The sequence below is a fragment of the Curtobacterium sp. Csp1 genome, from assembly GCF_013347185.1.
Map to the genome: position 1 here is coordinate 2,928,510 of NZ_CP054594.1, position 17,373 is coordinate 2,945,882.

15 protein-coding genes and 1 pseudogene are annotated in these 17,373 nt (G+C 73.6%); 10 read left to right on the forward strand and 6 right to left on the reverse strand.

Annotated features, from left to right (window positions below):
* Window positions 1–3: 3 nt before the first annotated feature.
* From HUN58_RS14070 to HUN58_RS14080, 3 genes are all read left to right on the forward strand, one after another.
* A complete protein-coding gene (locus HUN58_RS14070) occupies window positions 4–831 on the forward strand; it encodes a purine-nucleoside phosphorylase (RefSeq protein WP_180224984.1) in 828 nt (275 codons plus the stop codon).
* A complete protein-coding gene (locus tag HUN58_RS14075) occupies window positions 828–2,459 on the forward strand; it encodes a phospho-sugar mutase (protein ID WP_180224985.1) in 1,632 nt (543 codons plus the stop codon). Before HUN58_RS14070 ends, HUN58_RS14075 begins: the two co-directional genes overlap by 4 nt.
* Window positions 2,460–2,714: 255 nt before the next feature.
* A complete protein-coding gene (locus tag HUN58_RS14080; RefSeq protein ID WP_180224986.1) occupies window positions 2,715–3,665 on the forward strand; it encodes a hypothetical protein in 951 nt (316 codons plus the stop codon).
* A gap of 98 nt (window positions 3,666–3,763) precedes the next feature.
* On the opposite strand, the gene HUN58_RS14085 is transcribed toward HUN58_RS14080, so the two are convergent.
* Both HUN58_RS14085 and HUN58_RS14090 read right to left on the reverse strand, forming a co-directional pair.
* On the reverse strand, window positions 3,764–5,542 hold the full coding sequence (locus tag HUN58_RS14085; protein ID WP_180224987.1) for a biotin carboxylase N-terminal domain-containing protein: 1,779 nt from the start codon (window positions 5,540–5,542) through the stop codon (window positions 3,764–3,766).
* A gap of 79 nt (window positions 5,543–5,621) precedes the next feature.
* On the reverse strand, window positions 5,622–6,419 hold the full coding sequence (locus tag HUN58_RS14090; protein WP_180224988.1) for a nucleoside triphosphate pyrophosphatase: 798 nt from the start codon (window positions 6,417–6,419) through the stop codon (window positions 5,622–5,624).
* Between the two features lie 14 nt (window positions 6,420–6,433).
* Between HUN58_RS14090 and HUN58_RS14095 the strand changes: the two genes are divergently transcribed.
* From HUN58_RS14095 to HUN58_RS14110, 4 genes are all read left to right on the forward strand, one after another.
* Window positions 6,434–7,693, forward strand: coding sequence for a class I SAM-dependent RNA methyltransferase (locus tag HUN58_RS14095; protein ID WP_180224989.1), 1,260 nt, complete (start codon window positions 6,434–6,436; stop codon window positions 7,691–7,693).
* Window positions 7,694–7,821: 128 nt separating this feature from the next.
* Entirely contained in the window at window positions 7,822–8,538 is a 717-nt protein-coding gene (locus HUN58_RS14100; protein WP_058742367.1) for a response regulator transcription factor, read from the forward strand.
* Between the two features lie 3 nt (window positions 8,539–8,541).
* On the forward strand, window positions 8,542–9,786 hold the full coding sequence (locus tag HUN58_RS14105; RefSeq protein ID WP_180224990.1) for a sensor histidine kinase: 1,245 nt from the start codon (window positions 8,542–8,544) through the stop codon (window positions 9,784–9,786).
* Window positions 9,783–10,847: a hypothetical protein gene (locus HUN58_RS14110; RefSeq protein WP_058742381.1), complete on the forward strand. Its 1,065-nt coding sequence runs from the start codon at window positions 9,783–9,785 to the stop codon at window positions 10,845–10,847. The genes HUN58_RS14105 and HUN58_RS14110 overlap by 4 nt, the downstream gene beginning before the upstream one ends.
* Before the next feature lie 455 nt (window positions 10,848–11,302).
* Here HUN58_RS14110 and HUN58_RS14115 read toward each other — a convergent pair whose 3' ends face one another.
* Window positions 11,303–11,560, reverse strand: a complete 258-nt coding sequence (locus HUN58_RS14115) for an acyl-CoA carboxylase subunit epsilon (RefSeq protein WP_058742366.1) — start codon at window positions 11,558–11,560, stop codon at window positions 11,303–11,305.
* A complete protein-coding gene (locus tag HUN58_RS14120; protein WP_058742365.1) occupies window positions 11,557–13,152 on the reverse strand; it encodes an acyl-CoA carboxylase subunit beta in 1,596 nt (531 codons plus the stop codon). Before HUN58_RS14120 ends, HUN58_RS14115 begins: the two co-directional genes overlap by 4 nt.
* A 74-nt stretch (window positions 13,153–13,226) precedes the next feature.
* On the opposite strand from HUN58_RS14120, the gene HUN58_RS14125 reads away from it, so the two are divergent.
* From HUN58_RS14125 to HUN58_RS20600, 3 genes are all read left to right on the forward strand, one after another.
* Window positions 13,227–14,081, forward strand: coding sequence for a biotin--[acetyl-CoA-carboxylase] ligase (locus HUN58_RS14125; protein ID WP_180224991.1), 855 nt, complete (start codon window positions 13,227–13,229; stop codon window positions 14,079–14,081).
* A gap of 4 nt (window positions 14,082–14,085) precedes the next feature.
* Window positions 14,086–14,604 (forward strand): PH domain-containing protein, encoded by a 519-nt coding sequence (locus HUN58_RS14130; RefSeq protein ID WP_180224992.1) that lies wholly within the window; start codon window positions 14,086–14,088, stop codon window positions 14,602–14,604.
* Between the two features lie 73 nt (window positions 14,605–14,677).
* On the forward strand, window positions 14,678–15,985 hold the full coding sequence (locus tag HUN58_RS20600; protein ID WP_114849616.1) for a UDP-glucose/GDP-mannose dehydrogenase family protein: 1,308 nt from the start codon (window positions 14,678–14,680) through the stop codon (window positions 15,983–15,985).
* 258 nt (window positions 15,986–16,243) lie between these two features.
* On the opposite strand, the pseudogene HUN58_RS20605 reads toward HUN58_RS20600, so the two are convergent.
* Window positions 16,244–17,248 (reverse strand): annotated as a pseudogene (locus HUN58_RS20605) (glycosyltransferase); the annotation flags it as partial.
* Window positions 17,245–17,370, reverse strand: a complete 126-nt coding sequence (locus tag HUN58_RS20955) for a hypothetical protein (protein WP_257222078.1) — start codon at window positions 17,368–17,370, stop codon at window positions 17,245–17,247. The gene HUN58_RS20955 and the pseudogene HUN58_RS20605, both read right to left, overlap by 4 nt.
* Between the last annotated feature and the right edge of the window lie 3 nt (window positions 17,371–17,373).

Here is a 17,373-nt window from a genome sequence, read left to right on the forward strand (position 1 = left end):
GGCATGAGCACGGAGAACCCGCTGAACGACCCCGCCGCCGACCCGTTCGAGGTCGCCCGCGACGCCGCCGCCGTCATCGCCGACCGGTCCGGCATCGAGCGGCACGACATCGCCCTGACCCTCGGCTCCGGGTGGGGCAAGGCCGCCGACATCCTCGGCGAGACGGTGTCCACGATCGACGCGGCCGACGTGCCCGGCTTCAGCGCCTCGGCGGTGCCCGGTCACTCCGGCACGGTCCGCTCGATCCGTCTGCAGGACGGCCGGCACGCGCTGGTCATCGGCGCCCGGACGCACTACTACGAGAACCACGGCGTCCGCCGGGTCGTGCACAGCGTCCGGACGGCCGCGGCCACGGGTGCGTCGATCATGGTGCTGACGAACGGGGCCGGCGGCATCAAGGAGCACTGGACGCCCGGTACCCCGGTCCTCATCAGCGACCACATCAACCTGACCGCCGACAGCCCGCTCGAGGGCGCGACGTTCGTCGACCTGACCGACCTGTACTCGGCACGGCTCCGCGCCGTCGCGAAGACGATCGACCCCTCGCTCGACGAGGGCGTCTACACGCAGTTCCGCGGCCCGCACTACGAGACCCCGGCCGAGGTGCAGATGGCGAAGACGATCGGCGGGCACATCGTCGGCATGTCGACCGCGCTCGAGGCCATCGCCGCGCGCCAGGCGGGCATGGAGGTGCTCGGCTTCTCGCTCATCACGAACCTCGCCGCCGGCATCCAGAAGACCCCGCTGTCGCACACCGAGGTCCTCGAGGCCGGCAAGCAGGCCGAGCCGGTCATCGCCGACCTGCTCGCGCGCGTGGTGGCGGCCCTGTGAGCGTCGTCGACACTGCCCGCGCCTGGATCGAGCAGGACCCGGACGACGAGACGCGCGCCGAGCTCCAGCGGCTCGTGGACGCCGGGGACACCGACGAGCTGACCGCGCGCTTCGCCGGACGGCTGGCGTTCGGCACGGCCGGGCTCCGCGCCGAGCTCGGTGCCGGTCCGCTCCGGATGAACCGCGTGGTCGTCACCCAGGCCGCGGCCGGTCTGGCACGGTTCCTCGTCGACACCGGCCGGGACCGCAGCGTCGTGATCGGCTACGACGGTCGGGTGAACTCGGACGTCTTCGCGCGGGACTCCGCCGAGGTGATGCGCGGCCTCGGGCTCGAGGTCACGCTGCTGCCCTCCGCGCTGCCCACCCCGGTGCTCGCCTTCGCGGTCCGGCACCTCGGTGTCGGCGCCGGCGTGATGGTCACCGCGAGCCACAACCCGCCGCGGGACAACGGCTACAAGGTGTACCTCGGCGGCGACGACGACGGCTCGCAGATCGTGCCGCCGGTCGACGGGGAGATCGCCGCGGCGATCGACGCCGTCGCGGCGGGCGACGTCCGCGACCTCGTCCGTGCCACCGACTACACCGTCGCGGGTCCGGAGCTGGCCGCGGCGTACGTGACCGCGACGGCCGCGACGGTGCCGGCCACGATCCTCCCGTCCGATGCCCAGCCGACGGTGGTCTACACGGCCATGCACGGGGTCGGGTGGGAGACCGCGCGGGCGGTCTTCGCCGCGTCGGGCTTCGCGGAACCGGTCGTCGTGCCGGAGCAGATCGATCCGGACGGGGCGTTCCCGACGGTCGCGTTCCCGAACCCGGAGGAGCCGGGCGCGATGGACCTGGCGATCGCGCAGGGCGTCGCCGTCGGCGCGGACCTGGTGATCGCGAACGACCCGGACGCCGACCGACTCGCCCTCGCGATCCCGGACGGCGCGGGCTCGTTCCGACGCCTGTCCGGCAACGAGGTCGGGTGGCTCCTCGGGTGGCGTGCCGCGTCCCGCGCGGCGGCCGAGGGGCGGACGGGCACGCTCGCCGCGTCGATCGTGTCGTCGCCGGCACTGGCCCGCGTCGCCGAGCGGTACGGGCTCGGCTACCGGGACACCCTGACGGGCTTCAAGTGGGTCTCGCGGGTGCCGTCGCTGGTGTTCGGCTACGAAGAAGCCCTCGGCTACCTCGTCGACCCCGACGTCGTGCGGGACAAGGACGGGATCTCGGCGGCGCTGTCGCTGCTCGACCTCGCCGTGTCGCTCGCTGCGGACGGGCAGACGGTGGCCGACCAGCTCGGCGCCTTCGCGGCCGAGTTCGGGGCCTTCGCGTCCGGACAGGTCGCCACGCGCGTCGACGACCTGTCGCGCATCGGGACGATCATGGCCGCGCTCCGGTCCACGCCCCCGACGACGCTCGGCGGACGGGCCGTCGAGACCGTGACCGACTACGACGCGGGGGTCGAGGGCTTCCCGCCGTCGGACATCCTGCGCTACGACCTGGACGGGGGCGCGCGGGTGATCGTCCGCCCGAGCGGCACCGAGCCCAAGGTCAAGGTCTACATCGACACGGTCGCGGACTCGCCCGCCGAGGCCCGTGCGCTCGTCGAGGCCCTCGCCGACGACGTGCGCCCGCTGGTCTCGTAGGCGGCGGCGGCGGCGCGCGGTCGGTCGGTCGCCGGCCGGGGTCGTCCGCACAACGCAAAGCACGCCGCGCCACGCGATCGCATGGCGTGGTGTGCTTCCCCTTGTGCAGGAGCAATCCGCACCATTGCCCGCGCGCACCGCGGCGGCACGAATGCTCCGTCGCGACTCCTCCACAGCCGAGGTCTGCGGTTCCGGAGTCCACAAGGGAGTGCTGTGCGTCGCCGCGGACATCGGCGCGGTGCCACCGTCGTCTGCATGGCCAGACTCGAGATCGTCGTCGGTGGGGAAGCGGACCCGAGCGGGCGTCGCGGTCGTGGACACCGCGAGCGAGCTCTGCGCGGGGAGCTCGTCCGCGTCGGCCCGGGTCGGTTCGTCCTCGGCGACGAGTGGCGGCGAGCGACACCAGGTGAGCGCCACATCGCCCGGGTCAAGGCCGTGCACGACCGGCTCGCCCCTCGGCTGATCGTGTCACACGCCTCGGCCGCCGCGCTGCACGGGCTGCCGTGGCCTGGAGAGTTCCCCGACTTGGTCGAGGTGATCGATCCGTTGCGGTCGACGGGACAGACGCTGCGTTCCGTCTACAAGCGGCCCGGAGCCGGGCGACAGTTCCGCCTGGCCGAGATGACGGCCACGGGGCGTCGCCTGACGGACCTGGCGACCACCGCGGTCGACCTGGCCATCGCGTACCCGCTCCGGACGAGCGTGCCTGCCCTGGACGCGGTGCTCGCGAGGGGGACGGATCGCGAGCGACTCATCGCGGCACTCGTCGCCGCGCGGCCGGTGCGCCACCGTGCGCGGGCGGAGCGGGCAGTCGCGATCGCAGACGGACGATCCGGGTCTCCGGGCGAGTCGGTGGCGCGGGTCGCGCTCGACGAGGTCGGTGCCCCGCAACCCGAGCTCCAGCACCGGTTCGACGACGCGGGGCTGGTCGGCTTCGTCGACTTCTGGTTCCCTGAGCAGGGCGTGGTGCTCGAGTACGACGGACGGGTCAAGTACACCGACCCGGCCCTCCGGCGGCCGGGTCAGACGGCGGCGGACGTCGTCGTGGCCGAGAAACGCCGCGAGGACCGGATCCGTCGCTGCCCGGGTGTCCACGGTTTCGGTCGGATCGGGCACGCGGAGACCCAGGACACCGAACTGCTGCGCGAGCTGCTCCGCTCGTTGGGTGTCCCGACGACGCGCCCCCGGTTCACGACGGTCCGATGACGACCGTGGTGTCGCGTGGTGCACAACGGAAAGCACACCGCACCAGGCCTTTCGGCGGTGCGGTGTGCTTTCGGTTGTGCGAAACGAGCGCCCGCCGGCTACGCCAGCTCGAGCAGCACGTGGCCGGACGAGACCGTCTGGCCGACCGGGGCGTTGAGCCCCTTCACGACGCCGTCGCGCGGCGCCTGGACGGGCTGTTCCATCTTCATGGCCTCGAGGACGACGAGCAGGTCGCCCTTCACCACGGTGTCACCCTCGGCGACCGCGAGCTTGACGACGGTGGCCTGCATCGGCGACGTGACGGAGCCCGAGGACGCCAGGCCGCCGCGGACGCCGGACGAGCGACGCTTCGGCGGGGCGGACGGGCCGGCGGGGCGACGTCCGGCGGCACCCGCGGCGCCACCGCCGACGATCGACGGCATGGTGACCTCGATGCGCTTCCCCTGGACCTCGACGACGACCGTGTCGCGCTCGGCGGGAGCGGGGAGCTCCTCGGTCGCGCCGGTCCAGGCCGGGATGTCGTTCTGGAAGTCGGTCTCGATCCACTGCGTGTAGACGCTGAACGGCGTTGCGTCGTCGGTGGCGAAGGCCGGGTCGGACACGACCGCGCGGTGGAAGGGCAGCACGGTCGGCAGCCCGGTGACCTCGAACTCGGCGAGGGCACGGCGCGAGCGCTCCAGCGCCTCCTCACGGGTGGCACCCGTGACGACGAGCTTCGCGAGCATCGAGTCGAACGAGCCGGACACGACGTCGCCGGACACGACACCGGAGTCGACGCGGACGCCGGGGCCCGAGGGGGCGGTGAAGGCGTGCACCGGGCCGGGCGCCGGGAAGAAGTTGCGCCCGGGGTCCTCGCCGTTGATGCGGAACTCGAACGAGTGCCCGCGGGGCGCCGGGTCGGCGTAGTCGAGCGTGCCGCCCTCGGCGATGCGGAACTGCTCGCGCACGAGGTCGATGCCCGTCACCTCTTCCGAGACGCAGTGTTCGACCTGCAGGCGGGTGTTCACCTCGAGGAAGGACACCGTGCCGTCGGCGCCGATGAGGAACTCGCACGTGCCGGCACCGACGTAGCCGACCTCGCGCAGGATCGCCTTCGACGACTCGTACAGCCGCGTCTCCTGGTCGGGCGTCAGGTAGGGTGCCGGGGCCTCTTCGACGAGCTTCTGGTGGCGACGCTGCAGCGAGCAGTCGCGCGTGGAGACGATCACGACGTTGCCGTGCTCGTCGGCCAGGCACTGGGTCTCGACGTGGCGCGGCTTGTCGAGGTACTTCTCGACGAAGCACTCGCCACGGCCGAACGCCGCGATGGCCTCGCGCGTGGCGGACTCGAACAGTTCCTCCACCGACTCGCGGGAGCGGACGACCTTCAGGCCGCGGCCGCCGCCGCCGAACGCCGCCTTGATCGCGACGGGCAGCCCGACCTGGTCGACGAAGTCGAACACCTCGGACACGTCCTGCACGGGCTCGATCGTCCCGGGGGCGAGCGGCGCACCGACCTTCTCGGCCACGTGGCGGGCGGAGACCTTGTCGCCGAGGCGCTCGATGGACTCGGGCGACGGGCCGATCCAGGTCAGCCCGGCGTCGATCACGGCACGCGCGAAGTCGGCGTTCTCGGCGAGGAACCCGTAGCCCGGGTGCACGGCGTCGGCGCCGGACCGTCGGGCGACCGAGATGATCTTGTCGATGACGAGGTAGGTGTCGGCGCTCGTGGTGCCGTTCAGCGCGTACGCCTCGTCGGCGAGGCGGGCGTGGAGGGCGTCACGGTCCTGGTCGGCGTAGACCGCGACCGATGCCTTGCCTGCGTCGCGGGCCGCGCGGATGATGCGGACGGCGATCTCGCCGCGGTTCGCGATGAGGACCTTGCTGATACGGGGCATGGTAAGTCAGCGTATTCGTGCGACGGCGGCCCGAATTGACCGGCATCCACAAAGAACCGCGGCGAACAAGTGTGGATGTCTACATCGACCACAGGTCGTGCCAGGCGATGCCGAATCCGCGGAGCAGCATCGACCGGAGCACCGGCAGCGACAGGCCCACGACGGCCGACGGCGCACCGTCGATCCGGGTGATGTACGCCGCGGCCCGCCCGTCGATCGTGAACGCCCCCGCCACCTCGAGCGGCTCGCCCGTCGCGACGTACGCGTCGATCTCGTCCACCGACACGTCGTCGGCGAACGTGAGCACCGCGCTGTCGACCGCCACCACGCGGTCACCGGCGGCGACCAGCGTCGACCCACCGGGCGCGACCGCGCCCAGGTGGCCGGCCGGTCCGAGCGGGCCGCCGTCCGACGCGTCCACCTGCCGGACGGGAGGCACGGTGCCGGCCCGCCCCGTGCCTCCCGTCCGGGACGCGGCCGGGTCCGCCGGCCGGTCGGCGCGACGGTCCACGACGCAGTGGCCGCTCCACAGGGTGCCGCCGCCGGCGGCGAGCATCTGCCGCCAGCGCTCGCGGGCGACCGCCGGCTCGTGCGGCTTGCCGTACAGGATGCCGTCGACCTCGAAGGCGGAGTCGCCGCCGAACACGAACCCGTCGACGGGGGAGCCGGCGACCCGTGCGTCGGCGACCACGCCGGCCTTGGCGACGGCGAGCATCGCGACGAGCTCGGGACCGGTGAGGTTCCGGCCCAGCGCAGCCGCAGCGGCGGCGACCGCGGCGTCCTCGTCGACGCCCGGGGCGACGAGGACCGGCTCGATGCCGGTCTGCGCCAGGAGTGCGCGGCGGGCGGGGGACGTACTCGCGAGGTACAGACGCATGGGAACATCGAACCATGGGTGAATCCGTCGGCACGCTGCTCGAACTCGACGTCACCGGGATCGCCCACGGCGGCATCTCGGTGGCACGGCACGAGGGGCGCGTGGTGTTCGTCTCGGACGCCGTCCCGGGCGAGCGCGTGGTCGCCCGTGTGACCGAGGACCGAAAGAAGTCGTTCTGGCGCGCCGACACGGTGTCGGTCGTCACGCCGAGCGAGCACCGCGTGGAGCACGTCTGGCCCGAGGCCGCGCTGGACCGCGACCCGGCGGTGCGTGCGGGCGGTGCCGAGTTCGGGCACATCGCACTCGCCCACCAGCGCACACTGAAGCACGACGTGCTCGTCGACGCCTTCGCGCGCTTCGCCCGGACGGACCTCGTCGAGGCGCTCGGGCACGACGTCGTGGTCGAGGCGGCCCCCGGCGACGACGCGGCGGACGGTCTCGGCTGGCGCACACGCGTCCGGCTGCACGTCGACGAGGACGGCACCGCCGGCCCGTACGCGTCCCGCTCGCACACGGTCGTGCCGGTGGCCTCGCTGCCGCTCGTCACCGACGTCGTGCGGGGGAGTGCGCCACTCGGCCGCGGGGCGCTGCCCGGTGCGTCCGTCGTGGACGTCCTCGCCCCGAGCGGTGCCGAGGGCGCTCGGCTCGTGATCGACGCGCAGGCGCCGACCGTGGTGCGCGAGCTCGTCGGGGAGCGTGCGTTCGCGGTCGACGACACCGGCTTCTGGCAGGTCCACCGTCAGGCCCCGGCGGTGCTGACCGCGGCCGTGCAGGATCTGGTCGACCGCGACCGCGTCGACCCGGAGGGGCAGCACCTGGACCTGTACGGCGGTGTCGGCCTGCTCGCCGCCGCGCTCGGCGACGTCGTCGGGCCCAAGGCGCGCATCACGAGCGTCGAGAGCGCGCCCCGCGCGACGGAGCACGCGCAGGAGAACCTCGCCGAGTGGATCGGCGCCCGTGCCGAGACCGGCCGGGTCGACCGGTGGCTCGCGCGGACCGCCGCCGGTGCGTCCCGGCCCGAGCTGGAGCGCTTCCGCGCCGGCACGGTCGTGCTCGACCCGCCGCGCTCGGGCGCCGGGCGCGAGGTCGTCGTGCAGATCGCCGCGCTCCAGCCGGCGCAGGTCGTCTACGTCGCGTGCGACCCGGTCGCGTTGGCGCGGGACGTCGCGACGTTCGCGGACCTGGGGTACCGGCTCGAGGCGCTGCGGGCGTTCGACCTGTTCCCGCACACGCACCACCTGGAGGCCGTGGCGCGCCTGGTGCCGCTCGCCTGAGGTCGGGTGACGCCGGGTTGCGTGACGCGGTGCACAGGAACCCGGTGGCTGGGTGCATCCTGGGTATCCTTGGTCGGTGATCGCTCCCAGTATCAGGGGCTGGGCGCGCATCGGAACGAGAGGCCACCGTGGCAGCAGACACGAACACCAGCACCGGAGCGACCGGACTCGCGACCAGACCGGTCCGCGTCGCGATCGTCGACGACCACGAGTCCGTGCGACTCGGGATCCAGGCGGCGTGCCAGAACGAGGGCTTCGAGGTGGTGCTCACCGCCGCGAGCGTCCGCGAGTACATCGACCACCTCGACGGGCGTGAGGTCGACGTCGTCGTCCTCGACCTGTCGCTCGGCGACGGCTCGACCGTCACGGCGAACGTGAAGGGTGTGCAGGGCACCGGTTCCGCGGTCCTCGTGCACTCCATCGCCGACCGCGTGGCGAGCGTCCGCGAGGCACTGGCGGCAGGGGCCGCCGGCGTCATCCCGAAGTCCTCGGCGACGAAGACCGTGATGGCCGCCGTCGCGACCGTGGCACGCGGCGACGTCCTCAACAACCTCGAGTGGGCGAGCGCCATCGACGCCGACCGTGACTTCGCGAAGGCCCAGCTCGGCCGCCGGGAGCGGGAGATCCTGCACCTGTACGCGTCCGGCCTGCCGCTCAAGCTCGCCGCCCAGCAGCTCGGCATCGGGTACTCGACCGCGCGGGAGTACCTCGACCGCATCCGCGTGAAGTACGTCGAGGTCGGCCGTCCCGCGCCGACCAAGGTCGACCTGCTCCGTCGTGCGGTCGAGGACGGCATCCTGCCGGGCCTCGACTCGGGCATCGACCCCGACGCGGACGGTCGCTGACCCGTGGCCACCGCGGCCGAGCCCGCGCCGGCGCTCGCCGAACCCGCGCCGTTCGGGGTCGACCCGGCGCGTGGCGTCCGGCCGTCGATCACGCAGGCGTCGGTCGAGCGGGCGTTCGCGATCCTCATCGCGGTCGCCGCGATCGGCTTCGGGGCGATCAACGTCCCGAACGTGCTGCAGCAGCTCCCGTCGCTCGACCCGTTCTGGGGTCCGCTCGCGGCGGGGCTGCTCGGCGCGTCCTTCCTGTTCGTCGGGGTGTCGGCGTTCGCGCAGCGGCTGGCGCAGATCGCCCAGATCGTGTGTGCCCTGCTCTTCCTCGTCGTGCTGGTGACCTGGCCGCTCACGGTCGTGCACCCGCTCGAGGGGGCCGAGAAGCCGTGGCCGTGGTGGTTCTGCACCGTCGGCTCGACCGCGGCCGCGATGGGCTTCGCGCCGTGGCGGGCGATCGTCTACACCGCGCTCGTCCCCGCCGTGTACGCCTGGGTCGCCTTCTCGCCCCTCGGCGGGTCGGGTGGCCCGCAGGCGCTGCTCGACGGGGCCTTCACCGCCATCCTCAGTGGCGCGGTGCTCGTGATCGCCGTCCTGCTGCGGCGCGCGGCGGCGGCGGTGGACGTCGCCCAGGCCACCGCGGTGCGGCGGTACTCGTCCGCGATCCGGGAGCACGCGACCGAGGTCGAGCGCGTGCAGGTCGACGCGATCGTGCACGACAGCGTGCTCACGACCCTGCTGTCCGCCGCGCGTGCCGAGACGCCCGAGGCCAAGGCCCTGGCGGCACGGATGGCCCGGAACGCGATCGACCACCTCGGCGCCGCGGCCGCGGACCTGCCCGGCGAGGCACCGCCCGTGTCCGTCGTCGAGCTCCGGGACCGGATCGTCGACGCCCTCGGCACCCTCAGCGCGCCGGTGACCGTGCGGGACGCCCCCGTCGGCGGGCTGCGGATGCCCGCCGTGGCCGCGGACGCGATCGCCTCGGCCGCACTGCAGGCCGCGGTGAACAGCGTGCAGCACGCCGGCGGACCGGCCGTCCGGCGCTGGGTCTGCATCGAGCAGCGGGGCGCGTCGGTGCACGTCGAGGTCGGTGACGACGGCGCCGGGTTCGACCTCGCCGCCGTCCCGGCCGCCCGACTCGGGGTCCGCCGCTCGATCATCGAGCGCGTGCAGGCCGTCGACGGCACGGCGCTCGTGCTGAGCAACCCCGGCGCCGGCACTCGCATCCGCCTCGCGTGGAGCTCCGGAGGCCGCTCGTGAGGGTCTCGCTGCCCGCCGGGATCGCGATCGGTCTCGCCGCGCTCTTCTCGCTGTTCCACCTCGTCCTCGCACTGGCGTCGCTGCCACGGGTGAGCGACATCGGCCCGGTGCTCGCGTGCATGGCGCTCTACGCCGCCGCGAGTGCCGTCGCGATCTTCCTGCCGGGGCGGACGCTCCCGGTGTGGGCAGCGTGCTTCTCGCTCGCGACGGCGCTCGTCATGCCCGTGATCGAGGCGCCCGTCATCGACCTCGGGTCCGCGTCGACCTCCACCACGTGGTGGGTCGCGGCGGTCGGCACGCTCATGACGGTCCTGTCCGTCCGTGGGCGCCGCGCCTTCGCGTGGGTCGGCGTCGGGTTCCTGGCCGTGTTCGTCGTCGCGTGGGCGGGTCCCGGACCGGCGCTCAGCAGCCTCGGGGTCGTCGGGAGCCTGTCGTGGGTGGCGATCGCCACGGGCTTCGCGGTCGCCATGGACCGGGCGACGCGCGTGACGCGCGACTTCGTCCGGGCGGAGCAGGAGACCGCCGACTGGCAGGCGGCGCAGGACGCCCACGTGTTCGAGCGGCAGTTCCGGCTCAGCCAGACGACGCGGATGGCCCTGCCGATGCTCGAGCGCGTGATCGAGACCGGCGGTGACCTCACCCCGGACGAACGCGACGAGTGCCTGCACCTCGAGCAGGCGATCCGGGACGAGATCCGCGGCCGGTCGCTCCTCTCCGACGACGTCCGCGACGAGGTGATGCGCCTCCGTCGCCGCGGCGCCACGGTGCAGCTGCACGACGACGGCGGTCTGGACGACCTGGAGATCGACGACCTGCGGCGCGTGCACGCCCGGATCGCCGAGGCCCTGCGGCAGGCACGTGAGGCCGACAACGTGATCGTGCGCACGGTCGCCGAGGGGTCGGACGCCGCGGTCTCGGTGGTGGGGCTCCGGCTCGACACCGCCGCGAGCGAGTCCGCCGCGCTCGGCACCGGGCTCGACGACGAGGACGACGAGGACGAGGACGACTCGGTCGTGGTCTGGCTCGAGATCCCGCGGCACGAGACCCTCGACCAGCGCTGAAGCCGGAGGCCGGCATCGCCGGTGAGGACCGCATCCCGGAAACGGGGAACGGGCCGGTCCGAGGACCGGCCCGTTCGCGACCCGAGCCTGAGCGACAACCCGAATATCGCCCTGGCTCGTAGCTGGTCGGCGACGTCGTACCCTAGTCGGCCACCGACCTGCGATGTTCTTCGTAGAAGGACACCGAACACGCACTAGTGTGCCCGTCGCCGAGCGTCGTGTCAGTCGTCATTATGGGGGACAAATTCGCCCACGACGGACCCTGTCGGGGCTGCGTGCCCCCCGTCTGCGGGCAGACCGGCCGCGGCACCGTCCCGACCCGCCCAGCGCACCGCGGGGTGCGTGTCCGCGTGTCCGGGGACGGACAGGGGTACATCGTCGCTCGGATACCCCCGTCGGCACAAGACCCCCGCCGGTGAACGGCGGGGGTCTGTGGGTGGTCCGGACGGTGATGCTCAGCGCAGGGAGCGCGTCCACGCCCCGTGGCCGTGCGACAGCGGCTGCCGCAGACCGGCGGCCGAGGCGTCCCACCCGGCGCGCGGGGAGACGGTGACCTCGGCGCGCCCGAGGGCCGCGGCCTCGTCGGCCTGACGCTGCAGCACCGCGACGACCGCGGCGAGTTCCTCGGGCGAGGGGTCGCCGGACACGACACGGACGTCCGCGACGGTCGCCGGGGTGTCCGTCGGGACCGCTGCCGCGTGCTTGCCGCTCACAGCGGGATGTTCCCGTGCTTCTTCGGCGGCAGCGACGCGCGCTTGCCCCGGAGCGCCCGCAGCGCCTTGACGACGGACACGCGGGTGGCGTGCGGCTGGATGATGCCGTCGAGCTCACCGCGCTCCGCCGCCAGGTACGGCGACGCGACGTTGTAGGTGTACTCGTTCGCGAGCTTCGCGCGCACCGCGGCGACGTCCTCGCCGGACTCCTCGGCGCGCTTGATCTCCGCGCGGTAGAGGATGTTCACGGCGCCCTGACCGCCCATCACGGCGATCTCGGCGGTCGGCCACGCCAGGTTGATGTCGGCGCCGAGCTGCTTCGAGCCCATCACGATGTACGCGCCGCCGTAGGCCTTGCGGGTGATGACGGTGACGAGCGGGACGGTGGCCTCGGCGTAGGCGTAGAGCAGCTTCGCGCCGCGGCGGATGACGCCGGTCCACTCCTGGTCGGTGCCGGGCAGGTACCCGGGGACGTCGACGAGGGTCAGGATCGGGATGCCGAACGCGTCGCAGAACCGCACGAAGCGGGCGGCCTTCTCGCCGGCGTCGATGTTCAGCGTGCCGGCCATGGCCTGCGGCTGGTTCGCGATGATGCCGACCGTGCGGCCCTCGACCCGACCGAAGCCGACGAGGATGTTCGGCGCGAAGAGCGGCTGCACCTCGAGGAACTCGCCGTCGTCGACGACGTGCTCGATGATCGTCGTGACGTCGTACGGCTGGTTCGTGGAGTCCGGGATGACGGTGTCGAGCTCGTGGTCCGCGTCGGTGGTCTCGAGCTCGGGCAGGACGTCGTACGCGGGAGCGTCGGACAGGTTGTTGTCCGGCAGGAACCCGATGAGCGAGCGGGCGTAGTCGAGCGCGTCGGTCTCGTCCTCGGCCAGGTAGTGCGCGACGCCGGACACGGCGTTGTGGGTCTGCGCGCCGCCGAGCTCCTCGAAGCCGACGTCCTCGCCCGTGACGGTCTTGATGACGTCCGGGCCGGTGACGAACATGTGGCTCGTCTTGTCGACCATGATCACGAAGTCGGTGAGGGCGGGGGAGTAGACCGCACCGCCGGCCGCCGGACCCATGACGATCGAGATCTGCGGGATGACCCCGGACGCCTGGGTGTTCAGGCGGAAGATCTCGCCGTACTTGCCGAGCGCGACGACGCCCTCCTGGATGCGCGCGCCGCCCGAGTCGAGGATGCCGATGATCGGCACGCCCGTCTTCAGCGCGTGCTGCATCACCTTGATGATCTTCTCGCCGGCGACCTCGCCGAGGGAGCCGCCGAAGACCGTGAAGTCCTGCGCGTACACCGCGACGTTGCGGCCGTGGATCGTGCCGACACCGGTCACGACGGCGTCGCCGTAGGGGCGCTTGGCGTCCATGCCGAACGCGGTGGTGCGGTGGCGGACGAACTCGTCGAACTCGACGAACGAGTTGTCGTCGAGGAGCTGCTCGATGCGCTCGCGGGCGGTGCCCTTGCCCTTCGCGTGCTGCTTCGCGATGGCGGCCTCGCCCGCGGCGGTCACGGCCTCGTGGTAGCGGTCGCGCAGGTCCGCGAGGCGACCGGCCGTCGTCGAGAGGTCGGGGGTGTCTCCTGTGGTCACCCGCTCACCCTACCGGCGGGCCGTACGGCCCCGGTTGGAGGACCCCCACGGTTCCTGCCCGTACATTTGCGTGCATGTCCACACCCGCGACGTCCGCCTTCCCGCGCTCCCGCGCCGCCGTCGAGGGCTCGGGTGGCACGTTCGCGGCGCCGGACCGGACCGGCTCCACCAACACGGACCTGCTCGCCGTCGCCGCCGACCGGCCGCACGGCAGCGTCGTCGCGACGCTCGACCAGACCGCCGGCCGGGGGCGGCTCGACCGCAGCTGGTCCGCGCCGGCCGGGCAGACGCTCGCCGCGAGCCTGCTCGTCCGCGCCGACCTGTCGGACCGCGACCGCGGCTGGTTGCCCCTCGTCGCCGGGGCCGCGATGCGGACCGCCGTGTCCGCGGTGCTGCCGGGCGCGGACGACGCGGGGCGCGCCTCCCGTCCGACCGACCGGGTCCCCACGTCCGGTGCCCCGACGGTCGCGGTGAAGTGGCCGAACGACGTGCTCGTCGACGGCCGCAAGGTCTGCGGCATCCTCTGCCAGGTCGCGTCCGACGGCAGCGTCGTCATCGGCGCCGGCGTCAACCTGACGATCCCCGCCGACGCGATGCCGACGCCGACCGCGACGTCGCTCGCCGTGGCGGGCGCGACCGACGGGGCGGCCGCGCTGGCCGATGCCGTCCTGTCCGTCTTCCACACGACCGTCCTGGAGGCGGTGGCCGCCCTGGTCGCCGGCGCTGCGGACGCGCAGGCGGTCCGGTCCGGCGTCCGGGCCGCGTGCGGCACGGTCGGTCGCCACGTCCGGTTGGAACTGCCCGACGGCACCGTCGTCGAGGCGGAGGCGACCGGCATCGACGACGACGGCCGGATCACGATCCGGGATCGGGACGGCCGCTCCAGGGGCGTCGCGGTGGGGGACCTCACCCACCTGCGGTATGCATGACGGCATGACCGCCGAGCCGCCGCCCGAACGCGTCGTCGCGCGGCTCCGACCGCACGCACGCCGGCTCGTGCGCCCGGCGGTCTTCGTCGTGCTCGTCGCGCTCGCCGGAGGCTTCGGCTTCGGCGTCTTCCGTGCGCAGCTCGCCTGGTTGAACGCGGTGGTCGCCGGGCTGACGGTGCTGCTCGTCGTCCTCGGCGGGCTCGTCCCGCTGCTGCGCTGGATGTCCGAGCGGTACGTGGTGACCACCCGGCGGCTCGTCGTGGTGCACGGCCTCGGCACGCGCACGCGTCGCGAGCTCCTGCACTCGCGGGGGTACGACGTGACGGTGCGCCGCCGTGGGCTCCAGGGGGTGTGGCGGTCCGGCGACGTGCTCGTCTTCCCGGGCGACGAGCCCCCCGTGGTGCTCGGGGACGTCCCGCACGCGGACCTCGTCGTGGCCGTGCTGCACGACCTGGTCGAGGCGCACGAGACCCGGCGTCGGCACCGCGAGCCGGACTGGGACAAGATCGTCGGTGGGTACTGACGGGAGCCGAGTGCGCCTCACGATCTCCGCGTCCCGGCAGTGATCGGACCACGGCGTCCGGTAGCGTCGTCCCGTGCGTATCTCCGTCATCGGCTGCGGGTACCTCGGTGCCGTGCACGCCGCCTCCATGGCCAAGCTCGGACACGAGGTCGTCGCGGTCGACGTCGACCCGGTGAAGATCGGACAGCTCGCCGCGGGGCAGGCGCCGTTCTTCGAGCCCGGACTGCCCGAGACCCTCGACGAGGCGATCGCCTCCGGTCGCATCGAGTTCACGACCGACACCGCTCTGGTCGCCGGTGCGCGCGTGCACTTCCTCGCCGTGGGCACGCCCCAGGGGCCGACGGGTGCGGCGGACATGACCTACGTCGACGCGGCGGTGACGGACCTCCTGCCGCACCTCGCCGCCGGCGACCTGGTCGTCGGCAAGTCCACCGTCCCGGTCGGGACCGCGGCACGGCTCGCCGAGCGCGTGCACGAGGTCCAGCCCGAGGCGACCCTCGTGTGGAACCCCGAGTTCCTCCGCGAGGGCTTCGCGGTGCAGGACACCGTCTCGCCGGACCGGTTCGTGTACGGCGTGCCCGCGGGTGAGGCAGGGGAGCGTGCCGTGGCCGTCCTCGACGAGGTCTACGCGCAGGCGCTCGCTGCCGGCACCCCGCGGCTCGTCGTCGACCTGCCGACGAGCGAGCTCGTCAAGATCAGCGCGAACGCCTTCCTCGCGACGAAGATCTCGTTCATCAACGCGATGGCGGAGATCGCCGAGGTCGCCGGTGCGGACGTCACGGCGCTCGCCGACGCGATCGGGCACGACGACCGGATCGGCCGCAAGTTCCTCAACGCCGGACTCGGGTTCGGCGGCGGGTGCCTGCCGAAGGACATCCGCGCGTTCCAGGCGCGGGCGGACGAACTCGGCGTGGGGCGGTCCCTCGGGTTCCTCGCCGAGGTGGACGCGATCAACCTCCGGCGTCGCGCACACGTCGTCACCCTCGCCGGCGAGCTGCTCGGCGGTTCCGTCGAGGGACGGCGCGTGGCCGTGCTCGGCCTCGCGTTCAAGCCGAACTCCGACGACGTCCGCGACTCACCGGCGCTCGACATCGCCGCGCGGCTCGTCGAGCTCGGCGCGACGGTGCGGGCGTACGACCCCGCGGCGAACCACACCGCTGCCCGGGTACGTCCGGAGGTCGGCACCGTCGACTCGGTCGCCGAGGCGCTGCGCGACGCCGACCTCGTGCTCGTGCTGACCGAGTGGGCCGAGTTCCGCGAGCTCGACCCGCGGGTCGTCGCCGAGCTCGTGGCCGCGCCCGTGGTGCTCGACGGCCGGAACTGCCTCGACCGCGATGCGTGGACCGCCGCCGGCTTCACGGTGCGCGGCATGGGGCGGTGACCGGCGCGACGGCACGCTGACGGTCGCGCCGGGTCCGCGCTGACGACCACGCGGACGGTCAGTGCCCGGACTGTCGTGCTGGTGGTCAGTCGGTGTGCTGCCCCGCTGCGGCCCGCAGCACCGCGCGGTACCGCGCACCGATGCGGTCGCCCGTGTACGGCTCGGCGGCCCGTCCGGCTCCGGCCTGCCACCGCTCCCGCCCGTCCCGGTCGGTGAGGGCGCGCCGCAGCGCCGCGGCCAGCACGTCCACGTCACCGGGGGCACGAGCAGGCCGGAGACGTCGTCGCGGACGACGTCGCGGATGCCGGGCAGGTCGCTCGCGACGACCGCGGCCCCGACGGCCGCCGCCTCGAGGAGCGTCACGGGGAGCCCCTCCTGGTCCCCGTTCGACGCGGGGACGGACGGCATCGCGGCCACCGTGGCGGACGCCAGCGCGTCGAGCACCTCGTCCTTCCCGAGCTGGCCGGCGAAGGTCACCGGCAGCCCCGCTGCTCGGCGTTCCAGCCCGGCGCGGAGCGGACCGTCGCCGACGACGACCAGCTGCCACGGGACGTCGTCGATGCGTCGCAGGGCGTCCAGGAGGACCGCGAAGCCCTTCTTCTCGACGAGCCGCCCCACCGCCACGACGCGACCCGGGACGCGTGCCGTGCGCGCCCTGCTGGCTGCGGCCGGCCCGGGTTCGACACCCATCGGGACCACGCTCGTACCGGACTCGGGGACGCCCCACGCGGTGAGCCGCTCGCGCATCTCGCCGTTCACCGTCGTCACGTGAGCCGCCCGGCGCAGCACCCAGCGCTTGAGCCGGACCAGGGGTGCGGCGCGCAGGGCGTAGACGTCGCCGCCGTGTGTGGTGACGACCATCGGCACGTGCGGTGCGGCCAGGGTCGCGACCAGCGCCTGCGGGACGGCCCAGCGGGCGTGCACGACGTCCGGTCGCCCCGTCCGGACGGCGCGTCGGACCGCAAGGTACTGCGCCGCGAGCAGCGCCGGGACCTGCAGGACGCGGCTGCGACGGGCCCGGAGGTTGTCGAGGATCGCACCGTCGGCGAGGTCCTCGAAGCGTCGCGGGAAGTACGGGTAGCGCACGACACGGACACCGTCGACGACCTCGTCCGCCGCGGCTCCCGGTACCCGGGGCGTGAGCACGACGGTGTCGAACTCCTCGGCCTCGTGCCGCGCGAGGTCGAGCACGAACGCGGGCACGCCGTCGTCGGGTCGGGCCGGGAACGTCGACGCGAGGACGAGGAGCCGCGGGCGCCTCACCGGCTCGCCCCGTCCGCTCGGAGGTCGCGGACCGGTGCCGCGGGCACCGCGGACCGCATCGCCGCGACCCGGGTGACCGTCGCGATGATCCCGACGAGCACGAGCACCGCCGGCACCACCACGGT

Coding starts and splice junctions, on each gene's coding strand:
- HUN58_RS14070 (WP_180224984.1), top strand. CDS start 4: ATGAGCACGGAGAACCCGCTGAACGACCCCGCCGCCGACCCGTTCGAG.
- HUN58_RS14080 (WP_180224986.1), top strand. CDS start 2,715: ATGGCCAGACTCGAGATCGTCGTCGGTGGGGAAGCGGACCCGAGCGGG.
- HUN58_RS14085 (WP_180224987.1), bottom strand. CDS start 5,542: ATGCCCCGTATCAGCAAGGTCCTCATCGCGAACCGCGGCGAGATCGCC.
- HUN58_RS14090 (WP_180224988.1), bottom strand. CDS start 6,419: ATGCGTCTGTACCTCGCGAGTACGTCCCCCGCCCGCCGCGCACTCCTG.
- HUN58_RS14095 (WP_180224989.1), top strand. CDS start 6,434: ATGGGTGAATCCGTCGGCACGCTGCTCGAACTCGACGTCACCGGGATC.
- HUN58_RS14125 (WP_180224991.1), top strand. CDS start 13,227: ATGTCCACACCCGCGACGTCCGCCTTCCCGCGCTCCCGCGCCGCCGTC.
- HUN58_RS14130 (WP_180224992.1), top strand. CDS start 14,086: ATGACCGCCGAGCCGCCGCCCGAACGCGTCGTCGCGCGGCTCCGACCG.